The 17,619-nt window shown below is 28.6% G+C and carries 19 protein-coding genes; 2 read left to right on the top strand and 17 right to left on the bottom strand.

Annotation, left to right across the window (positions count from 1 at the left end; genetic code table 11):
* Positions 1 to 396 (top strand): hypothetical protein (locus BN350_RS06655; RefSeq protein ID WP_187117107.1); only part of this gene is annotated, 396 nt, incomplete at its 5' end.
* A gap of 36 nt (positions 397 to 432) precedes the next feature.
* Positions 433 to 666 (top strand): hypothetical protein, encoded by a 234-nt coding sequence (locus BN350_RS06660; protein ID WP_028042896.1) that lies wholly within the window; start codon positions 433 to 435, stop codon positions 664 to 666.
* A 153-nt stretch (positions 667 to 819) separates the two neighbouring features.
* On the opposite strand, the gene BN350_RS06665 is transcribed toward BN350_RS06660, so the two are convergent.
* The 17 genes from BN350_RS06665 to BN350_RS06745 form a co-directional block, all read right to left on the bottom strand.
* The gene (locus BN350_RS06665) at positions 820 to 2,589 is read right to left on the bottom strand and encodes an ATP-binding cassette domain-containing protein (RefSeq protein ID WP_028042897.1); all 1,770 of its coding nucleotides are present in this window, start codon (positions 2,587 to 2,589) and stop codon (positions 820 to 822) included.
* The gene (locus BN350_RS06670; protein ID WP_028042898.1) at positions 2,586 to 4,562 is read right to left on the bottom strand and encodes an ABC transporter ATP-binding protein; all 1,977 of its coding nucleotides are present in this window, start codon (positions 4,560 to 4,562) and stop codon (positions 2,586 to 2,588) included. Before BN350_RS06670 ends, BN350_RS06665 begins: the two co-directional genes overlap by 4 nt.
* A 417-nt stretch (positions 4,563 to 4,979) precedes the next feature.
* Positions 4,980 to 5,150, bottom strand: a complete 171-nt coding sequence (locus tag BN350_RS20575) for a hypothetical protein (RefSeq protein WP_155849094.1) — start codon at positions 5,148 to 5,150, stop codon at positions 4,980 to 4,982.
* Between the two features lie 98 nt (positions 5,151 to 5,248).
* Positions 5,249 to 5,395, bottom strand: a complete 147-nt coding sequence (locus BN350_RS20580; RefSeq protein WP_155849095.1) for a hypothetical protein — start codon at positions 5,393 to 5,395, stop codon at positions 5,249 to 5,251.
* A gap of 275 nt (positions 5,396 to 5,670) precedes the next feature.
* The gene (gene hisC, locus BN350_RS06685; protein ID WP_028042899.1) at positions 5,671 to 6,720 is read right to left on the bottom strand and encodes a histidinol-phosphate transaminase; all 1,050 of its coding nucleotides are present in this window, start codon (positions 6,718 to 6,720) and stop codon (positions 5,671 to 5,673) included.
* A complete protein-coding gene (locus BN350_RS06690; RefSeq protein WP_147573540.1) occupies positions 6,704 to 7,507 on the bottom strand; it encodes a Cof-type HAD-IIB family hydrolase in 804 nt (267 codons plus the stop codon). The genes hisC and BN350_RS06690 overlap by 17 nt, the downstream gene beginning before the upstream one ends.
* Before the next feature lie 65 nt (positions 7,508 to 7,572).
* Positions 7,573 to 8,379 carry a zinc ribbon domain-containing protein gene (locus tag BN350_RS06695; RefSeq protein ID WP_028042901.1) on the bottom strand — a complete coding sequence of 269 codons (807 nt, stop codon included), beginning with the start codon at positions 8,377 to 8,379 and terminating at the stop codon, positions 7,573 to 7,575.
* A gap of 3 nt (positions 8,380 to 8,382) precedes the next feature.
* Positions 8,383 to 8,892, bottom strand: a complete 510-nt coding sequence (locus tag BN350_RS06700) for a DUF6568 family protein (RefSeq protein ID WP_028042902.1) — start codon at positions 8,890 to 8,892, stop codon at positions 8,383 to 8,385.
* Between the two features lie 92 nt (positions 8,893 to 8,984).
* A complete protein-coding gene (gpmI, locus tag BN350_RS06705) occupies positions 8,985 to 10,502 on the bottom strand; it encodes a 2,3-bisphosphoglycerate-independent phosphoglycerate mutase (RefSeq protein WP_028042903.1) in 1,518 nt (505 codons plus the stop codon).
* Positions 10,503 to 10,608: 106 nt separating this feature from the next.
* A complete protein-coding gene (locus tag BN350_RS06710) occupies positions 10,609 to 10,791 on the bottom strand; it encodes a hypothetical protein (RefSeq protein WP_028042904.1) in 183 nt (60 codons plus the stop codon).
* Positions 10,792 to 10,821: 30 nt separating this feature from the next.
* Entirely contained in the window at positions 10,822 to 11,223 is a 402-nt protein-coding gene (locus BN350_RS06715) for a hypothetical protein (protein WP_044600177.1), read from the bottom strand.
* 48 nt (positions 11,224 to 11,271) lie between these two features.
* Entirely contained in the window at positions 11,272 to 13,767 is a 2,496-nt protein-coding gene (locus BN350_RS06720) for a LuxR C-terminal-related transcriptional regulator (protein WP_028042906.1), read from the bottom strand.
* 10 nt (positions 13,768 to 13,777) lie between these two features.
* Complete coding sequence (locus tag BN350_RS06725; RefSeq protein WP_028042907.1) at positions 13,778 to 14,731, bottom strand: ABC transporter permease; 954 nt, start codon at positions 14,729 to 14,731, stop codon at positions 13,778 to 13,780.
* On the bottom strand, positions 14,728 to 15,465 hold the full coding sequence (locus tag BN350_RS18670) for an ABC transporter permease (RefSeq protein WP_049945528.1): 738 nt from the start codon (positions 15,463 to 15,465) through the stop codon (positions 14,728 to 14,730). The genes BN350_RS06725 and BN350_RS18670 overlap by 4 nt, the downstream gene beginning before the upstream one ends.
* Positions 15,462 to 16,406: an ABC transporter ATP-binding protein gene (locus tag BN350_RS06735; RefSeq protein ID WP_028042908.1), complete on the bottom strand. Its 945-nt coding sequence runs from the start codon at positions 16,404 to 16,406 to the stop codon at positions 15,462 to 15,464. The genes BN350_RS18670 and BN350_RS06735 overlap by 4 nt, the downstream gene beginning before the upstream one ends.
* Positions 16,407 to 16,471: 65 nt before the next feature.
* Positions 16,472 to 17,029, bottom strand: coding sequence for a CDP-alcohol phosphatidyltransferase family protein (locus tag BN350_RS06740; RefSeq protein ID WP_028042909.1), 558 nt, complete (start codon positions 17,027 to 17,029; stop codon positions 16,472 to 16,474).
* A gap of 65 nt (positions 17,030 to 17,094) precedes the next feature.
* Positions 17,095 to 17,601, bottom strand: a complete 507-nt coding sequence (locus BN350_RS06745) for an AAA family ATPase (RefSeq protein ID WP_028042910.1) — start codon at positions 17,599 to 17,601, stop codon at positions 17,095 to 17,097.
* Positions 17,602 to 17,619 lie beyond the last annotated feature (18 nt).

A 17,619-nucleotide genomic window follows, 5' to 3' on the forward strand; every position in this document is an offset into this window, starting at 1 on the left:
CAGCTGCAATTAATGGAGGAGGATTTAAATAGGGAAGTGAGCTTAACAGCCATCAATCAGTTGGCCTATTTATTTATGAATGGAAAGAGTCATGAGAACAGTGAAACAGTGGAGGATGTCAAAGATGCAAAGGACATACATAACAAGTATATGAATACAGATGAAGTGATTAAAGGATATGAGTTAGAAAGAGAACGATTAGTCATTCAAACAAAGATGAATAAGGCAAGAAAGGAAGAGCGTTATAACAATGTATGGGAATTAATACAAGCATTGTATCAAAAGGATGCTTCTCATTGGCTAAAAGAATGTAACAAGGAACAACTTAAAAGAGCATTTACACTTGTAGGTAAAAAATTAAGTTATGAAGAGTTTAAAGAAATGATGTTAAAGTAAAACAATTAAAAAAGATAATGAAAGGTGGATAAGATTATGGAGGAAAATAGACAACATAATGATTTTAGAGAACTTGAATTGCAAAGAGAACAATTGATTATTAAATTAAAAATGCACAAGGCAAGAAAACAAGGTTTTGTAGAAGCTTATTATAAAGTTGATGATCTTGAATGGATTGATCAGTGTACATATGATCAACTAATGAGAATAGATGATTTAATACCCCAACGTTTAAATTATAAGCAATTTAAAGAAGAAATACTAAAATAATGATAAAACAAGCAAGTAAAACATATGAACCTGCTTGTTTTTAAGTATCTTTTACATGAGTTGCATAAAAAGTTCTCTTGTATTATGTCCATTACTCTATCTATTACTTTGAGTGTTTATTAACAATGTCATATTCAATAAACGACCTCTAATTCAATCATTTCTTATCAAAACAGCAGCAGAATATTTCTTTAAGAATATAAAATATATCACTATATCTACTAACAGAATAATAAACAAATTCAATGTAATAATTCCTCCTGCCCTGAAATATGCAAGCGTCTCTATTTTCAAATAATAAATACTTATACTAGAAAGTATTATTGAAATTATTGCCATTGGGATAATAAATAGAAACTCTTCAAATGTTTTCATTTTCATAAGAGATTTAAAATTGACACCTAATATTTTTAATAATGCTATATTTCGTTTATCATCAATAACTCTATATGTTTTATATATAACCAAAACAATAAGAACAATTACCAAAAAAACAATAAGATATGATGATTTAAAAAAGGATAACATATTAATTTGAGCATTTACATCAATGTTAGTTTTTAAAAGATAGTCCTTAGATAAATTTTGATTAATAGAACGATAATCCTCCAATGAATCAATATTGATAGCCATTCTACTTACAGGTATTGTTCCTAATTCAATTCCAATTGTTTTTAATTCTTCTTTTAAAAAATCATAAGGAATATACAATGCATATCCTATATCATAGTTAGGATAAAGAATTCCACTTAATTGCATAGATTTTTCTTTTACTTTAACTCCATTATCTAGTGAATTTTCAAAAAAATGGTATAATTCATACGTTGCATAAATACTTCCATAAGTTCTAGGCCTATAAGATTTTAACAAATGTGTATCTTCAATAGAATGAGAATAATATGGTTTTATATAAATGTTTTCAATTGTTTTTGAACCGACACTCACATTCGTAAATGAATCAATTTCAGGATATAATTGATAATCACGAAAATACTCCTGCAATTTTACCTGATCAGTTGCTGTTATGAACAAACCATCTGCTTTCATTAAATATACTTTATGATGAATACTTGATAGAATTGCTTTTTCATCTTGTACTCCATAAAATATATTATAGACAAAAGAGACTGTAAATCCTGTTAATACAACACCTAAAATAATACCTATAACAAGAGATAATCTTTTATTTTTCTTATAAATATATTGATACAATATTTTCATATTTAATGGCTGCCATTTCAATTCATTATGACTCTTTTGATATGGGGTGGTTTTTACACATACAATCTGCTTATCTTGAAATTCATATATTTGATTAGCAATCTCTTGCATATGTTCATCATGAGAAACAATTAAAACCATTTTATTTTTCTCATGTGCTAATTTATCTATAATAGAAATAATAATTTGTCTATTTTCATTATCAAGATAACTGGTTGGTTCATCGAATATAAACAGTTTAGCATCTTTTAATAGACCACAAACAATTGCTAATCTCTGCTTTTCTCCCCCAGACATTGAACGAATCTGAGTATGAAAATCAAGATCAAGTCCAACAAAATCAAGTTGTTTTCGTATCTCTTCTTCAGTTAGTTCATGATAAGAAAGAGCAGCATAGAATTGTATATTTTCAATTAAATTCATATGATCAAAAAGATAAGTTTCCTGAAAAATAAATGATATTTCATTTTGTCTTATACAGCTCAATGTTGATTCATCAGCTGTATGAATATCTATATGATCAAAAAGATAATCCATCTCTACTTGTTGACTCAATAATCCAATACTCATAAGTAAAGTCGTTTTCCCACAACCACTTTCTCCTCTTAAAAGAGTAACAATTCCACTTGGAATAATCATATCCCCTTGCTTTATAAGTTCATTCTCTTGAAATGATAAATGTATGTTTGATAATCGAATCATAATTTTTTCCTCTTGGTTAAGAGACATATACCATGATACCCCATAATCATAATAAATATAATGATAAGTACACTTGCTAATCCCCAATATAGACAAAATTTAATCATTTCAATATCTTCATATTGGAACATAAGCATAAAGCAGACACAAGAAACAGTGGTTGCTATAAAACTAAAAATACAAATATACCAATAATCTCTTATCAAGTAATTCTTTATTTCTTTTTCTAATCCTTCATGTCTTAAAATTGTGATTTCTTTTTTTCTTGAGTAAAGATAATAATAAGATAAAATCGCAAAACATAAGACCATTGTTCCACAGATAAAAATAACTAAATATTGGGATGATGATTGTGTATGTGTAGAAATTTGAATACCTTCAATTTGATAACGAGCTTGATATAGTTCATTCATATTTTCTATATCCATTTTAACTTGATCCTTTTTTCCATCTTCACATAAAATAAGATATTCTTTTGGATCATTATATACACGTTTATCTTGAGCATATTGTTTTAATAAATTCTGTACTTGATTAACAGGCATATATATTCTTACATAATTACGATCACGCACTTCTCCTCCATTAGTATCTGAATAAATATTATCAGGTAATACACCATCAATATCTAATGTTAATTCATGATCTTCAAATCTTTCACTATAAAACTGACTGTCAGAAGAATCTATTGATGCTACATATTTAACAGGGAAACTAAAATTTAAAGACAATTTTTCATATCCAGAAATCGTTTCTCCTAAAATTTCTTGAAAATATTCATCAATATAGATTCCTTCAATTTTCTTTCCATCAATCATAATATTTTGTTCTGGTGCATATGACACAATGGCTATATCCGCAAAATAGTCTATACTATATTTTTTACTTAACTCTGGCCAATAATAACTCTTTTGATGTTTTGTTCCATCATGATCGATCCATTGCATAGAACCATTCTTTTCTCTTGATTTTCCATCTAATATATAATAATGAGGAACTATAGACTTCACTCCATCAATATTTGAAATAGCTTCTAAATCCCTTGCCAGTAGAAAATCAGAATTGCTAATTCCAAATCCCTTTCCTCGAATATCTGTTAATTTATAAAAAATAAGACCTGTGGATTGGATGGTATTCTGCTGTTTTTTAACATTATTCAATAAGTTTGCATTAAGATTAATGACGAACGGTATAAGAAAACTAAAAGCACAACAAAATATAAGTAAGCAAATATAGAGAGATTTCAATTTTCTATTTTTATATTTAAAATATTTAATCTGATTGGGTTTAAGTTCTTTTTTTGAAGATAGAATTTGGCTCATTAAACAATTCTTTTTCTCTTGAACAAAAGCATAATCTTTAATTTCATATATCTCATCAGCATGACTTAAAAGCTGATCATCATGTGACGTACAAATCACAAGACAATGCTTAGATACTTCTTTTAATGTTTGTATTAATTCTTTTTTATTGGCACTATCCAATGAAGCAGTCGGTTCATCAACCAATAAAATATCCTTACCTATCATTAACCCTACAGCCAATATAAAACGCTTACGTTGCCCTGTTGATAAATATGATGGATATTTTTTAAGATTTATACTTTCTAAACGAACTAACTTTAAATATTTTTCTATTAACATCTCATCAAGCATGATTCCATGTAATTTTGCATAAAACTCAAAATGCTGATATAGAGTCATATTATGAAAACATGTTCCACCTTGATCAATATAAGTTACATGGTTAAATAAGAAATCTTGTGCATTATCTTGACTTATATTTTCATGATTATACTGGATTATTCCACTATCTAACATTAAATCAAATGTTAAAATCTTTAATAAAGTTGTTTTTCCACAGCCACTCTTTCCATGAAAACAAACAAGAGAGGTATCATGAAATTCTACCTGTGCATTTTCAAAAATTAGCTTATTCTGATATTGAAAAGATAATTCTTTGATAGATAACATTATATAACCTCCCTTATTTTCAATTCAATTTTGAGATTCTAAATTGTAACACTTGATATTAACAATCAGATATATACTTTAACCTATACTTGTTTTATATCTAAAATCTTTATCACCATAGGTTATAGTATATGTTTCAACACTATATTGATATTAATCATACAACTATACATTAGAAAAATAAATTCACTTTTTGGGGATTCATTACTGTCCAAAAAATAATCAACTAACAATCAAATCTGTAAATGGACATACAAATGTAATAAATACCCTCTTTATAATTTCACCTATGTATTCTAAACTTCAAAAACGCATTTTAGAGTACAATTTTATTTTATATTTCTACTCATTAAGCAAATGATTTTATCTAAAATTGAGTATTATATTGAACTAAAGTTAGAATGTGAAAGTAAAAGGTTATCCGTTAACTTCTGTTGCACCTGTATGTATTGTATAATTAATAATCATTCGAGATAATCCGGTTACATCACTACCCTCAGCATATTCTGTCTTAAACCATGAAACTTTGCATAGTGGCCATTCCCAACTAAAATGATTTTCATAAGTCATACTTACAAATTTAGTCATTCCATTTGGATAATGTCTAAATGTGCCAATCCACCTTACATACCCAAACTGACTACCATCATCGTGAGTTATAGTATATGTCTCAGTCCCTCGGGGGTCTATTGACAACACTTTTTTAATATATCATCTGTATCATAAACATAGTCAATAGTCGTTTTTTCTAAAGCCTTTGTTGTTTTCATTGAAAATCCACAGATAAGTAATTGCATACAAAAAACAGTCATTATAATTATAATTTTTTTCATAGATTTTCCTCTTTTCATATTTAATTTGATTTAGTATTTGTTATTTAAAAATAATCAGGTTAATTATCTTTAAATATTTTTACACAAAACTTATTTCATCCCTCCTAATCTCAATCAATTAAAGACAAAATCAAATTACTTTTTATATTATAATAAAATAGTAGATACATTCATATACTTCCTACTTATATTGTATTCTATATTTTATCCCTTATCAATAAATATCAATTTATCAATTTTATTTTTAAAATATATCTAAAAAAAAAGAAAGATATCTATAAAATATCTTTCATAACTTGAATGAATGTTTCCATTTGTGCTTGTGTACCAATTGTAATTCTTAAATACTGATTAATTCTAGGTTTATCAAAATATCTCACAAGAATACCTCTTTCTCTTAATAAACCAAATAATTCTTTTGCATCATAATTAGGATGACTCACAAATATAAAATTCGCATAAGAATCAGGCATCACAAATCCTAATGCTTTCAATTCTTTTTTTGTATACTCTCTTGTTTCTATAATCTTTTGTGCATTTTCTCGTATATATACACTATCTTCTATACTTGCTTTTCCAATGACTTGTGCCAAACTATCAATAGGATATGAATTAAAAGAATTTTTAACATCATAAAGTTTCGATATGATTTCCTGGTTTCCTAAAGCCACCCCTAAACGAATACCAGCTAACGATCTAAATTTAGAAAATGTTTGTGTAATCAATAGATTAGGATATTGATTTAAGAGTTTCATAGCACTTTCTCCACCAAAATCTATATATGCTTCATCAATCACAACAATGCTTTCACTATTGTGTTTTAAAATGTCTTCAATAAAATCAGTTGTCACTAACAAACCCGTCGGTGCATTGGGATTAGGAAATATAATCCCACTATTCTCTTGATAATAATCTTCTTTCACGATTTCAAATTGTTCATTTAATGGTATCATTTGATAATTCATACCATACAACTCACAATATACAGGATAAAAAGAATAACTAATATCCGGAAATAATACTGGTGCCTTTCCATTAAAACAAGTCAAAAAAGTTAATGCTAAAACTTCATCTGAGCCATTTCCTAAAAATACCTGATTATCCTGCAGCCCATGATATAATGCTAAACTATGTTTCAGTTCATCAGCATCTGGATTTGGATATAGTGGCAAAACATCAGCATTAAAGTTCAAAATAGCTTGTTTGACTTTTTCTCCAGGAGCATATGGATTTTCATTTGTATTTAATTTAATTAAATTTTGAATCTTAGGCTGTTCTCCAGCCTGATATGGTTCTACATTTCTTAATTTATCTTGCCAACTCATCATATTTTCCCCCTAACATATCCTCAATAACTTCATAAACATAGTGTACATGATATCGTGTTTCTTTTTTGATATCATCATGTGCATGATGAAATGTATATCCAAAATCAGCAATTTTTATCATTGATAAATCATTATACGAATCCCCTATCGTATAAACCTCATCTATTGACTCATCAATTAATGTTAATAATTGCTTAACTCCAGTTCCTTTAGAACATCCACTAGGAACAACATCAACATAATGTGTATTAAAGTAAGCTTCCACATAATCTCCATAATGTTGTTGAATATAATCAAAACAGATTTTTGCATGATCAATACCTTCATCATCTTGATTAAAAGCAATAATTTGAAAATGATCAACATTCTCATAAGCTTCTTTAAAATGAATATCAATAGGTGTTTTATTGATATCCCCATGATTAATTGTTATACCATCTTTATATCCATAATTCACATAACCATCACAAAAGAACGACCACATTCCCTCATAACTTGTTGTATGATTGAGTATATCTATTCCAACATTTTTCTCTATTGTCTTTTCATACAAAGTTTCATAACGTTTATTTAAAATATGACCACCATTATTTAATACAAGATAATCAAAAGGAAAATCAATATAATCTGTAATCTGTCTTGTCTCCATAAGATTTCTACCTGTACATAAAGCAATTAGATGTCCTTGTCGCTTTAATTCTTTCATCATTTCAATATTCTTATCAGAAATATTTAAATTATGATCAATCAAAGTGCCATCCATATCACTAAATAGTATTTTCAATCTCCCCACCTCACTTTTTATACATTATAACGAAAATACAAACAAAAAAGCAAACAAAAGTTTGCTTAACTCATATAATCATTTAATTCATGTGTATATTTTAATTCAGAATAATAACTTTCACCCTTACGATGTGCAACAAAAGATGATTGTCCTTCATAATTTCCCATACCATAATGTCCTAATGTTTTCTTTTTCGTTTCAAATTCATCCTGACGTTTAGAAAATTCATCAATTAACTGATCTGTAACTTTCTCTTCACCAGTATATTGTTTCATAATAGCTTTTTCTTCATCTGTTAAAAACAGTCCATCAAAATTCTTTGCTCCAGTTTTCTTTAATGATATAATCTCAGTATTATAAGTATGACTGCGGTCATACTTACGTTCTATCTGTAGACTTAGCTGGTCATTAATTTGAACTGTATAGATAAAACGATATAATATATTATAGTTATCTAGAACTTGAATATTATATGATTTATCAAATGAATATGCTCCCTTAGCAAATATTTCATTTTCTTTTTCAGTTATAGAATTGACCATTTGATCAACATTTGTAAATTGATTTTTAAAATCTGCTAAAGTATCAAAAGATGCTAACAATGATGTAGGTGTTTCATTAACCACTTCTTTTAATTCAACAGCTTGACCTGTTGTTTGTGTCAAACCATCTCCAACCTCAGATAAAATACGACTATATAACAGTGGAATAATAATAAATGAGAAAAAGATAATAACATATAAAAGATAATTCATTGCTTTGTTCTTTTGTTTAATAGGTCTATATCTATCTTGTAAATCCAAACCACAATGTGGGCAATACTTTTCATCATCCTTGACTTCAAATCCACATCTCGGACATTTTTTCATGATTTAATCCTCCTTGAAATATGCATCCATAAAGACTTCAAATTCATCTAAGAATTCTTGTCTTCTTTCCTTTTGCTTTTCTCTATCACTTATATTAAAATAATCTTCATCAAGATACTGATATGTTTTTATAAACTTTCCATTTGAAATCACATGAATTGTTGGTGTCCAATCAAAATGTAATTCTTTGTATAGATTATCATAGAAATCTTTTTCTTCTTGTGAAGCATCCTGAGCATTGGCACGATCTCTGAATTCTTTAACATTCAAATAATAAATTCCTGTTCCCCTATGCTCATTAATATATTTTTCTAATATTGGATAGAATTCCTGACAGTCTCCACAATCAGGTCTACCAATATATAATATAAATTTAACATCTGAATTTAAATTCTGTGTTAACTTTTCATATTGAATAGGTTGAATTCCAGTTATTTCCAATTTTTTAACTGATGATTGAGAACATCCCATCAATAAAAATAAAACAACTATCAAACTTATTATTTTTTTCATTGAATCACTCCATTTTTCTAAATATATCATAATTATTCACAAATTGAAAGAAGTAAGCATGTATTCAAAAGAAAAAGCGATGTTTCCATCGCTTATTTTAATAAACTTTCTCCAGTCATTTCTGCTGGTATTGGTAATCCTAATAATTGTAAGATTGTTGGAGCTAAATCTCCAAGTTTTCCATCTTCTTTTAAATCTAAATGTGTATTCGTTACAATTAAAGGAACAAGATTTGTTGTATGAGCAGTAAATGGATTATTATCTTCATCTAATAATCTTTCACTATTTCCATGATCAGCAGTAATTAACATTGTACCACCCAATTCAAGAACTTTTTCATAAACTTCACCAACACATTCATCAACAACACTTACTGCTTTGATAGCTGCTGGAATAATTCCAGTATGTCCAACCATATCACAGTTTGCAAAGTTAACAATGACAACATCATATATATCTTTATCTAATTCAGCAATTAGTGCATCTTTGACTTCATAAGCACTCATTTCTGGTTGTAGATCGTAAGTTGCTACTTTTGGTGAATTGATTAAGACACGTGTTGCCCCATCAATTTCTTTATCTACTCCACCATCCATAAAGAATGTTACATGGGCATACTTTTCAGTTTCAGCAATTCTTAATTGTTTCATTCCTTTTGCAGATAAATAATCTCCTAAAGTATTTGATAAATCTAATGAATGGAAAGCAATCTCCCCATTTACTGTATCTGCATAACGCATCATACATACAAAGAAGATATTTTGAGGTTTATCTGCTGGTTTGAAATCTTCATAAACATCTGCAGTAAAGACATTAGACATTTGAATAGCTCTATCAGGTCTAAAGTTAGCAAAGATAATTGAATCATTATCAGATACAGCTCCATCTGTTGCTGGATTATATCCAGGAATTACAAATTCATCAAAAACTTCTTTTGCATAAGAATCTTTCACATATTGTACTGGATCACTATATGTTTCTCCAGATTTACCAACCAATGCATTATAAGCCAATTCAACACGATCCATTCTCTTATCTCTGTCCATTGCATAATATCTACCTGAAACCGAAGCAATTTGTCCCACTCCAATTTCATTCATTTTATCTTGTAATTCTTGAACAAAGTCAGCCCCACTATCAGGTGCAACATCTCTACCATCTAAGAATGCATGAACATAAACTTTTTCTAATCCTTGATCTTTTGCTAATTGTAATAATGCATAAATATGTTCATTTGATGAGTGAACACCACCGTTTGATAATAATCCCCAAATATGTAATTTAGAATTATTTTCTTTTGCATGTGCAATTGCTTTTAAAAATGTTTCATTTGTATAGAATGTTCCATCTTCAACTGCTTTATTAATTAAAGTTAAAGACTGATAAACTATTCTACCCGCTCCAATATTTAAATGTCCAACTTCACTATTACCCATTTGTCCTTCAGGTAATCCTACAGCATTACCACTTGCTTTTAAAGTTGTTGTTGGATACATTGCCATTAAATCATCTAAACATGGTGTATTCGCTAACTTCACTGCATTTCCATCAACACGATCAGTTAAACCATACCCATCCATAATACATAAAACCACTGGTCTCTTTTTCATTTTTCTATATACCTCCATATGCGCTCATTATACAAAATTATGACCAAAAAATAAAGATATTATATAATTTTTTCACAACTATAGAAAAAGGGAATCCAATTCCCTCTTATCTTCTTTTCCTTGGTGTAGAAATCATATAAATCCCAATGAAACTAATCATTAAAGGCCAATATGTTTTGAAAGTCATTTGTATCTGTTTTAAAAATTCATTTTGATTCTGCCCTTGATTAATTGTTAATAACACACCTAACATCATCATGATTATTCCTATATTCTTTCTGAGATTCATTTCCATCACCCAAAAAGATTATACATCATATTATCTCCGAACTTTGTCACTTGAAAGAACCTTATGACAAAATGCTAATAACCCATTTAAATCAATATTCTCTTTTCCTTTTTGTGAATAAACAACAACTTCTAAACGATTATATTCAAATCGATTAGAATGAATAATACTATTCATATCTCTTCTTAATTCTTCAGGTGTTACAATAAAAAGATTTTCTGACATCTTTCTAAGCAAAATACAAAGGGTTGCTAATGATAGTTCTAAATCCAAAATTGTCTTTGTACGATCATGCTGTAAAATATATGCATCAAAAACACCTTTTTTCTGTTCTATTTGATTCAATCTATTTAATATCATTTCAACAGAAACAATATTATCTTCTAAAGCTTCCATATAACAATGCTCTTTTAATTCCCGTTTATTTCCCATTATCATCACCAACTTCATTATATCAAGAAAATATCAAGAAATATATGATTATTCATACATTTCCTGATATTTTGTTATAGCTTCTATACGATTATTAACTTGCAATTTAGAAAAAATATTAATGAGATGTGTTTTGACCGTTGATAATGAGACACATAAAGTATCTGCAACCTGTTTATTAGTATAACCTTTTTGAAGTAACTTCATCACTTCCTGTTCACGTGCTGTCAAAAGAGGTGATGCTGGTAAATATAATTGTATCCTTGTTTTTTCTTCCATACTTATACATTGCAGTAAATGATATTTTTGACAAACTTCTGCAAATTTATGAATATCATATCGAATCAGCCAAAAAGGTAAATCAATATGTTCTTTGACAATATAATGAACTGCTTCCTTCCATAAATTAACAATCTGTCTTGATGAATAATACTGATGAAAATATAAAATCAAATATAAATTAATTTCTGTCAGATTTAATCTTAATCCCTTTTTACGAGTATAAGCTAAAGTTTGTTCTAATAAGCAACGGGCTTCCTCGATACGTTGATGCTGATAAGCAATTAATGCATAGAGGATATGCGCATCACTGTCTCTTTCCTTTTCTATTGTATGCAGATATTCTTTTTCAAACAAATCAAAAATATAATGTTTTTTATGACATGAATACTGCATTTGTAAAAGATGTCCCAAGTAAATAATTTCATTTGGTTGACAACTTTCAAATAATAATTCGCATGTCTGAATAGCTTCTTCCCCTTTTTCTAGCAAATATAGTAACTGTATATATGTTTGATTATATGCGACATGTATACGTTTTGGTTCAGAATCCATCCTATGCTCCAGCAGTTTAAAACAGTTTTGTGCTTCCATTATACGTAATTGCTTTATATAAACGCCAGCAATACCAATATAGTAACTTGCCCCTAAATGAGGAGAACAACGTAAATAAGGCTGTGCCTGTTTAAAATAATGAATAGATTTTTCTAATTCTCCTGTATATTCATAAAATTGGGCACATGTTATATAATAGAAGTATTTTAAATAATCATGAGGATGACGTTGAATAAATTCATCTGCTTTTGCTAAATACTCTTTTGCTTCTTCTATATAATCACTCAAATAAAGTAAAAAAGTATCTTTGATTAAAACAATAGCAAGTGTCACTTCACTTAATTGCAATTGCAGCAACTGTTGCAGAGATGTCATAGGATAATATCGTGTCTTTTTTCTATCATCTACAAACAAGTTCATGTTCTCAAAAACTGTAAAAAATGGATGATCTTGAATATATGAACGCGTTAATTGATAAATTTTAAAACATGTTTGTTCATCAGAATTAACATAGAAATAAAAAAAATATTGAATTGCAAAATCTGCATTCTTTATAATTTCATGGATAGGAACTTTTGTTAAATAGGCTAAAGTTTTTCCGTTTTGTGGAAGTTTTACAAGTAAATTCATCATTTTTTCATAATCCTGATTCCATAATAAATACTTTAAACATTCATCATATTCATTTATACTTTCATAATAACTTGCAACTTTTATCAAATAATTTGATTTATAATCTTTTTCTTTTAAGTCAAATTTTTTTGTAAAATAATCTTTAATTAAATCATGATATGTATAAACATGTTCATCAAGTTGAATAAGCAATATATGATGATGCATTAAGAATTGAATTGTATTACCAAAAGAAATATGAGGACAAATGTATTGACATAGATCTTCATCAAAATAATTAAGAACAGCTGTTAATTGCATAAATTCAATAATATGAGGATCCCATTCTTTTAAAAATTCTTTTTCAATATAATCTTCTAAAATATCCATTTGCATGACTTCATCATGTAATTCCATCGAAAAAGACGAGAGTAACTGTAAAGCTGCAACCCATCCATGAGCTGATTGAATAATTTTCTCATCATAATTGATCTGTAATGTCTTAATTAGAAATTGTTTTGCTTCTTCATCATCCATAGCAAGTTCTACTTCTGATATCGTTAAAACTTGATGATTCGCATATAACTTACCTAAATGAATTTGAGGTAATGACCTTCCTAACATAATGATATGAATATCTTGCGGAAGTTGTTCTAATAGCATATCTAACAATTCACATAAAAACTCATCAGCAATATAATGAACATTATCTAATACAATGTATTGCTGATTTAAACTTTGTAAATCCTGACATAGCATTTGAACAACTTGATATAATCCCTCTTTCATCATACATTCTTCAAACAAACGATTATAAGCACTTTGATTTATTTCATCATGAAACATTTCTACAAAATATTGAAAAAAAAGGAAAACATCATTGAAGTTTCTATCCAATGTTAACCACTTCATATCTAACTGATATGCGTCAATAAAAGAACTCATTAATGTTGTTTTACCACTTCCTGCACCACCTTCAATGACAATTAAATTGTATTCATCCATCGTTAACAATTTACAAAAGAGTTCATGTCTCACAACATAATTCTTACGAGGTATAGGTTTTTTCAATTTTGCAGATATAATCACTTGATTCATAGACTCTCCTTTATGAATGACTCTTAATTATCGATTTCTTTCCAACTACAATAGCAAACGTATAAAAAACAATCACTAATCCTAATAAATATAATATTTCTAACCATTGTGTATTTTGAATATAATTTATATTCTCTGATATATTCATTAAAGCTTTTTGAGGCAAGGCATTTATACATATTCCTATTATACCATCATTACTCATGAATGAATAGAAAGTTCCAGATAAAAGAGAAGTTAAAACAATCGTTGCAGAGGCACTTAAACTTGTTGTCTCTTTATCAAATATAGAATTCATCATCATTGCAAAAGCTGTTGCAATAAGACATAAAAGTGTAAGTAAAAAAGCATATGTTGTCAAAGAAAAACCAATCTCCATTCCAAACAATTGGGTAAGTAATAAAATAGAAAAAGTAGAACTCCAAGTCATTAGAAATGTGAGTAAAGATTGAGAACACAAATAACGAGTCATGGACATACCACTTATGCTTATTCTTTGTAACATCTTTTTTTCTTTATCTTCTCCATATAACGATGTATAGAATAAAGCTTCCATCATTACAAACATAATCATAAATCCAAATATGGTTTCACCCGTATGTTTATCCTGAGGTAAAGATATATTCTCTAAGGTTAATAATTGAAGTAATTGATTTTCAAAATCCTCTGTTTTATAAGAACAAATCACCCATTGATGAACTTTATATTCAATAATAGCATCATATGTTTGTGTAACCAAATCCGTTTCTAATGGCCTTTCATCTACATAATGAACATCAACGTTCTCTTCATATATAACAGGCATCTGAGTATTTCGAATAACAGCAACACTAGCAAACTTTGAATTTTGATGTGACATCACAATAGCTACAATAATACTACCTGCTGTTAAACATAAATAGAGAAATAAATTCTTTTTATCTTGCCATAAACGTAAAAGTTGATGTTTAAATAATGCTATCATAAACAATCCTCCCCATGCCATGTTTTTTGACAAATCATAAGACATAAACCAATACCTATAATCAAACTCATGATACATAAATAGATTGGTCTCAATTGATGATCATATATACATAGAAAACATGATTGAATCATCCATTTGATAGGTGACATATAACTGAGTTTCATAAACATATCTCCAAATCTATCTAGAGAAAAGAATACCCCACCTAATGTTGCTGCTAATTGTATAATCAAACTTAGTATTTGATTACAGACACTCTCAGACTTCAAAACACAACATAAACAGACACCAACTGCTGCTCCAAAGATTTCTCCTACCAACATCAAAAACAATAACCATTCTGGATTTTGCCCAATTTGAAACCGAAAACCATAAACAAGTATTCCTAATACAATGAAATGACAAATAAAGTCAAATATTGCCGAGGCAATAATCTTAGAAATATAAATCCATGAAGCATGTATAGGTGAAAATACTATACGCATATTTCCCATCTTAATTTTTTCTTCCATAAAACTATTAGCTGCAATCGTTCCCGTATTAAAAACAGAAAACACAATGAGTGTCACACCATAATAATCATAAGACTGTATTCTTGTTCCATAATCAAATCTTGTTAAATATCCCAATATAATGATCAACAATAGAGGGAAAAATACTGCATAAAATACCCAAGCTAAGTTCATAACCAAATTCTTTATATCCAAATACAACACACGTAAATATCTCATATTGAATCCCTCAGTCTTCGACCGGTTAATTTTAAAAATACTGTTTCTAAGTTTGTTTCATTTGTTGTTAATTTTTGGATATGCTGTTTTTGTCTCATCAGTTCTTCAATAATGCTATTGAGATTTTCAATGTCTTTTAATGTTGTCACTTGCAATTCGTTTTTATCTTGCATAACTTTCTGTATTCCTGCAATTTTGTAAAATTCATCTAAATCAAGATTCTCAATATGATCAATATGAATAATATACTGACATTCTTTTGCAATATTGGCCTTTAATTGTTCTTTTGTTCCCTCAGCAATAATCTCACCATGATCCATGATAATAATACGATCAGAAATTTCTTCTACCTCTTCCATATAATGTGTCGTATATAATACTGTCATACCTTCTGCCTGTAATTGTTTTATGGAAGAAAGAATATGATTACGAGACTGTGGATCAATTCCGACTGTTGGTTCATCCATAATAACAAATTTGGGATGATGGGCAATAGCACAAGCGATATTTAAACGTCTTTTCATTCCACCTGAAAAAGTCTTCACCTTATCATATTTTCTGTCCATAAGTCCGGCAAATGTTATTGCATCATAAACTGCCTGATTTAAAACTTCACCTTTTAACCCATATAGTGATGCAAAAAAGTGTATATTTTGCCACGCTGTTAAATCCTCATATAATGCAATATCTTGAGGTACAAAACCAAGAGCTTGCTGATATTGACGTAAATGACTCTGAATGTCTTGTTGCATAAAAGCAATGGTTCCTGTATCTTTTTTCATAATACCACTTAACATATGAATCGTTGTACTCTTGCCAGCTCCATTAGGACCTAATAAGCATAAGATTTCTCCTTCATATATTGAAAAATCAATATGATTAACAGCACAATTTTTATCAAATGATTTTGTTAACTGACTTATTTCTAATATTTTTTTCATTTACTGACCTCCTATCTCTATTTTAAAAGATTTAAGGCCAAAAAAAATCAACCGAAAGGTTGATTTTAATCTTGTTTATACAAATAATAAAGACCCTGTCCATAATAAATCATAGCAATAGTCATTAAGACTACTGTTGAATATATCATAATAGCTGAAATTGTTGTATTGGGAATATAGAAAGCTATCAATAAAATAGAAACAACAAAGAAAACCGCAGTAGCAATCTTTCCTGGCATTTCTGCCTGAGCCAAATGTCGTCCTTTTTTTCTATAAATAAACCATCCTACAAATAACAACATACCGTCCTTCAAAACAATAATCGTAACTAATAAAGCATAAGCAGGATAAGTATACATTAATGTACACGCCACAACAAATTGTGTCAATTTATCAGCTACAGGATCTATCAATTTTCCAAGTTCTGTAATCATATCATATTTTCTTGCAATATAACCATCAAAGAAATCACTCAAACTCGATAAAAGCAGTATCCCTGCTGATAAGAAATGTCCTTCACTTGTTTCAGCATTGAAATATGTATATAAAAATACTGGTACCAGTGCAATTCTAAAATAACATAATATATTTGGAATACTAAAGATTTCTTTTTTTGTAAACATAACTGTCCCTGCCTTCATATATCCCCTATTATAAGGAAAATAGAGGATGAAGTCAAACGATTATCTTATACTTCCTGAATCAAATGGGAAATCATTTTTACAGCATCTTCTACAGCCAACTCTGAAACATCCAATTTAATTGTATTTAGTCTATCATACATACCAAGTCTTTCAAGACTTCTTTCAAGTACATCCTGATTTCTTTTCCCTAAATCAACATCTTTTTGAATACACATTTTTAATACACTAGGTTTACAAATAAGTGAAAAACAATAAACCTGACAATCTACCAAATCTAATCTTGATAAAATATCATCAATAATAGACTGTTCATGCATAACCCAGCAGAAAATAATATTTTCAATAAAAGAACAATGTATAAATTGATTTAATTGATAAACTATATTATTCATAACCATTGACTTTGTTTCTTCATTGACAACAAAAGGATGCATATTCCAACACCAATCACCATCTAAAAAGACACTTTTGTTCAATATACCCTTAAGACTTTGTGAAACTGTTGTCTTCCCAACACCCATTGTTCCACCAATCATGATTATTTTTTTCATTAATACTCCTCCAAAAAA

It is taken from the genome of Candidatus Stoquefichus massiliensis AP9 (genome assembly GCF_000455285.1).
In the GTDB taxonomy this organism is placed as follows: domain Bacteria; phylum Bacillota_I; class Bacilli_A; order Erysipelotrichales; family Coprobacillaceae; genus Stoquefichus; species Stoquefichus massiliensis.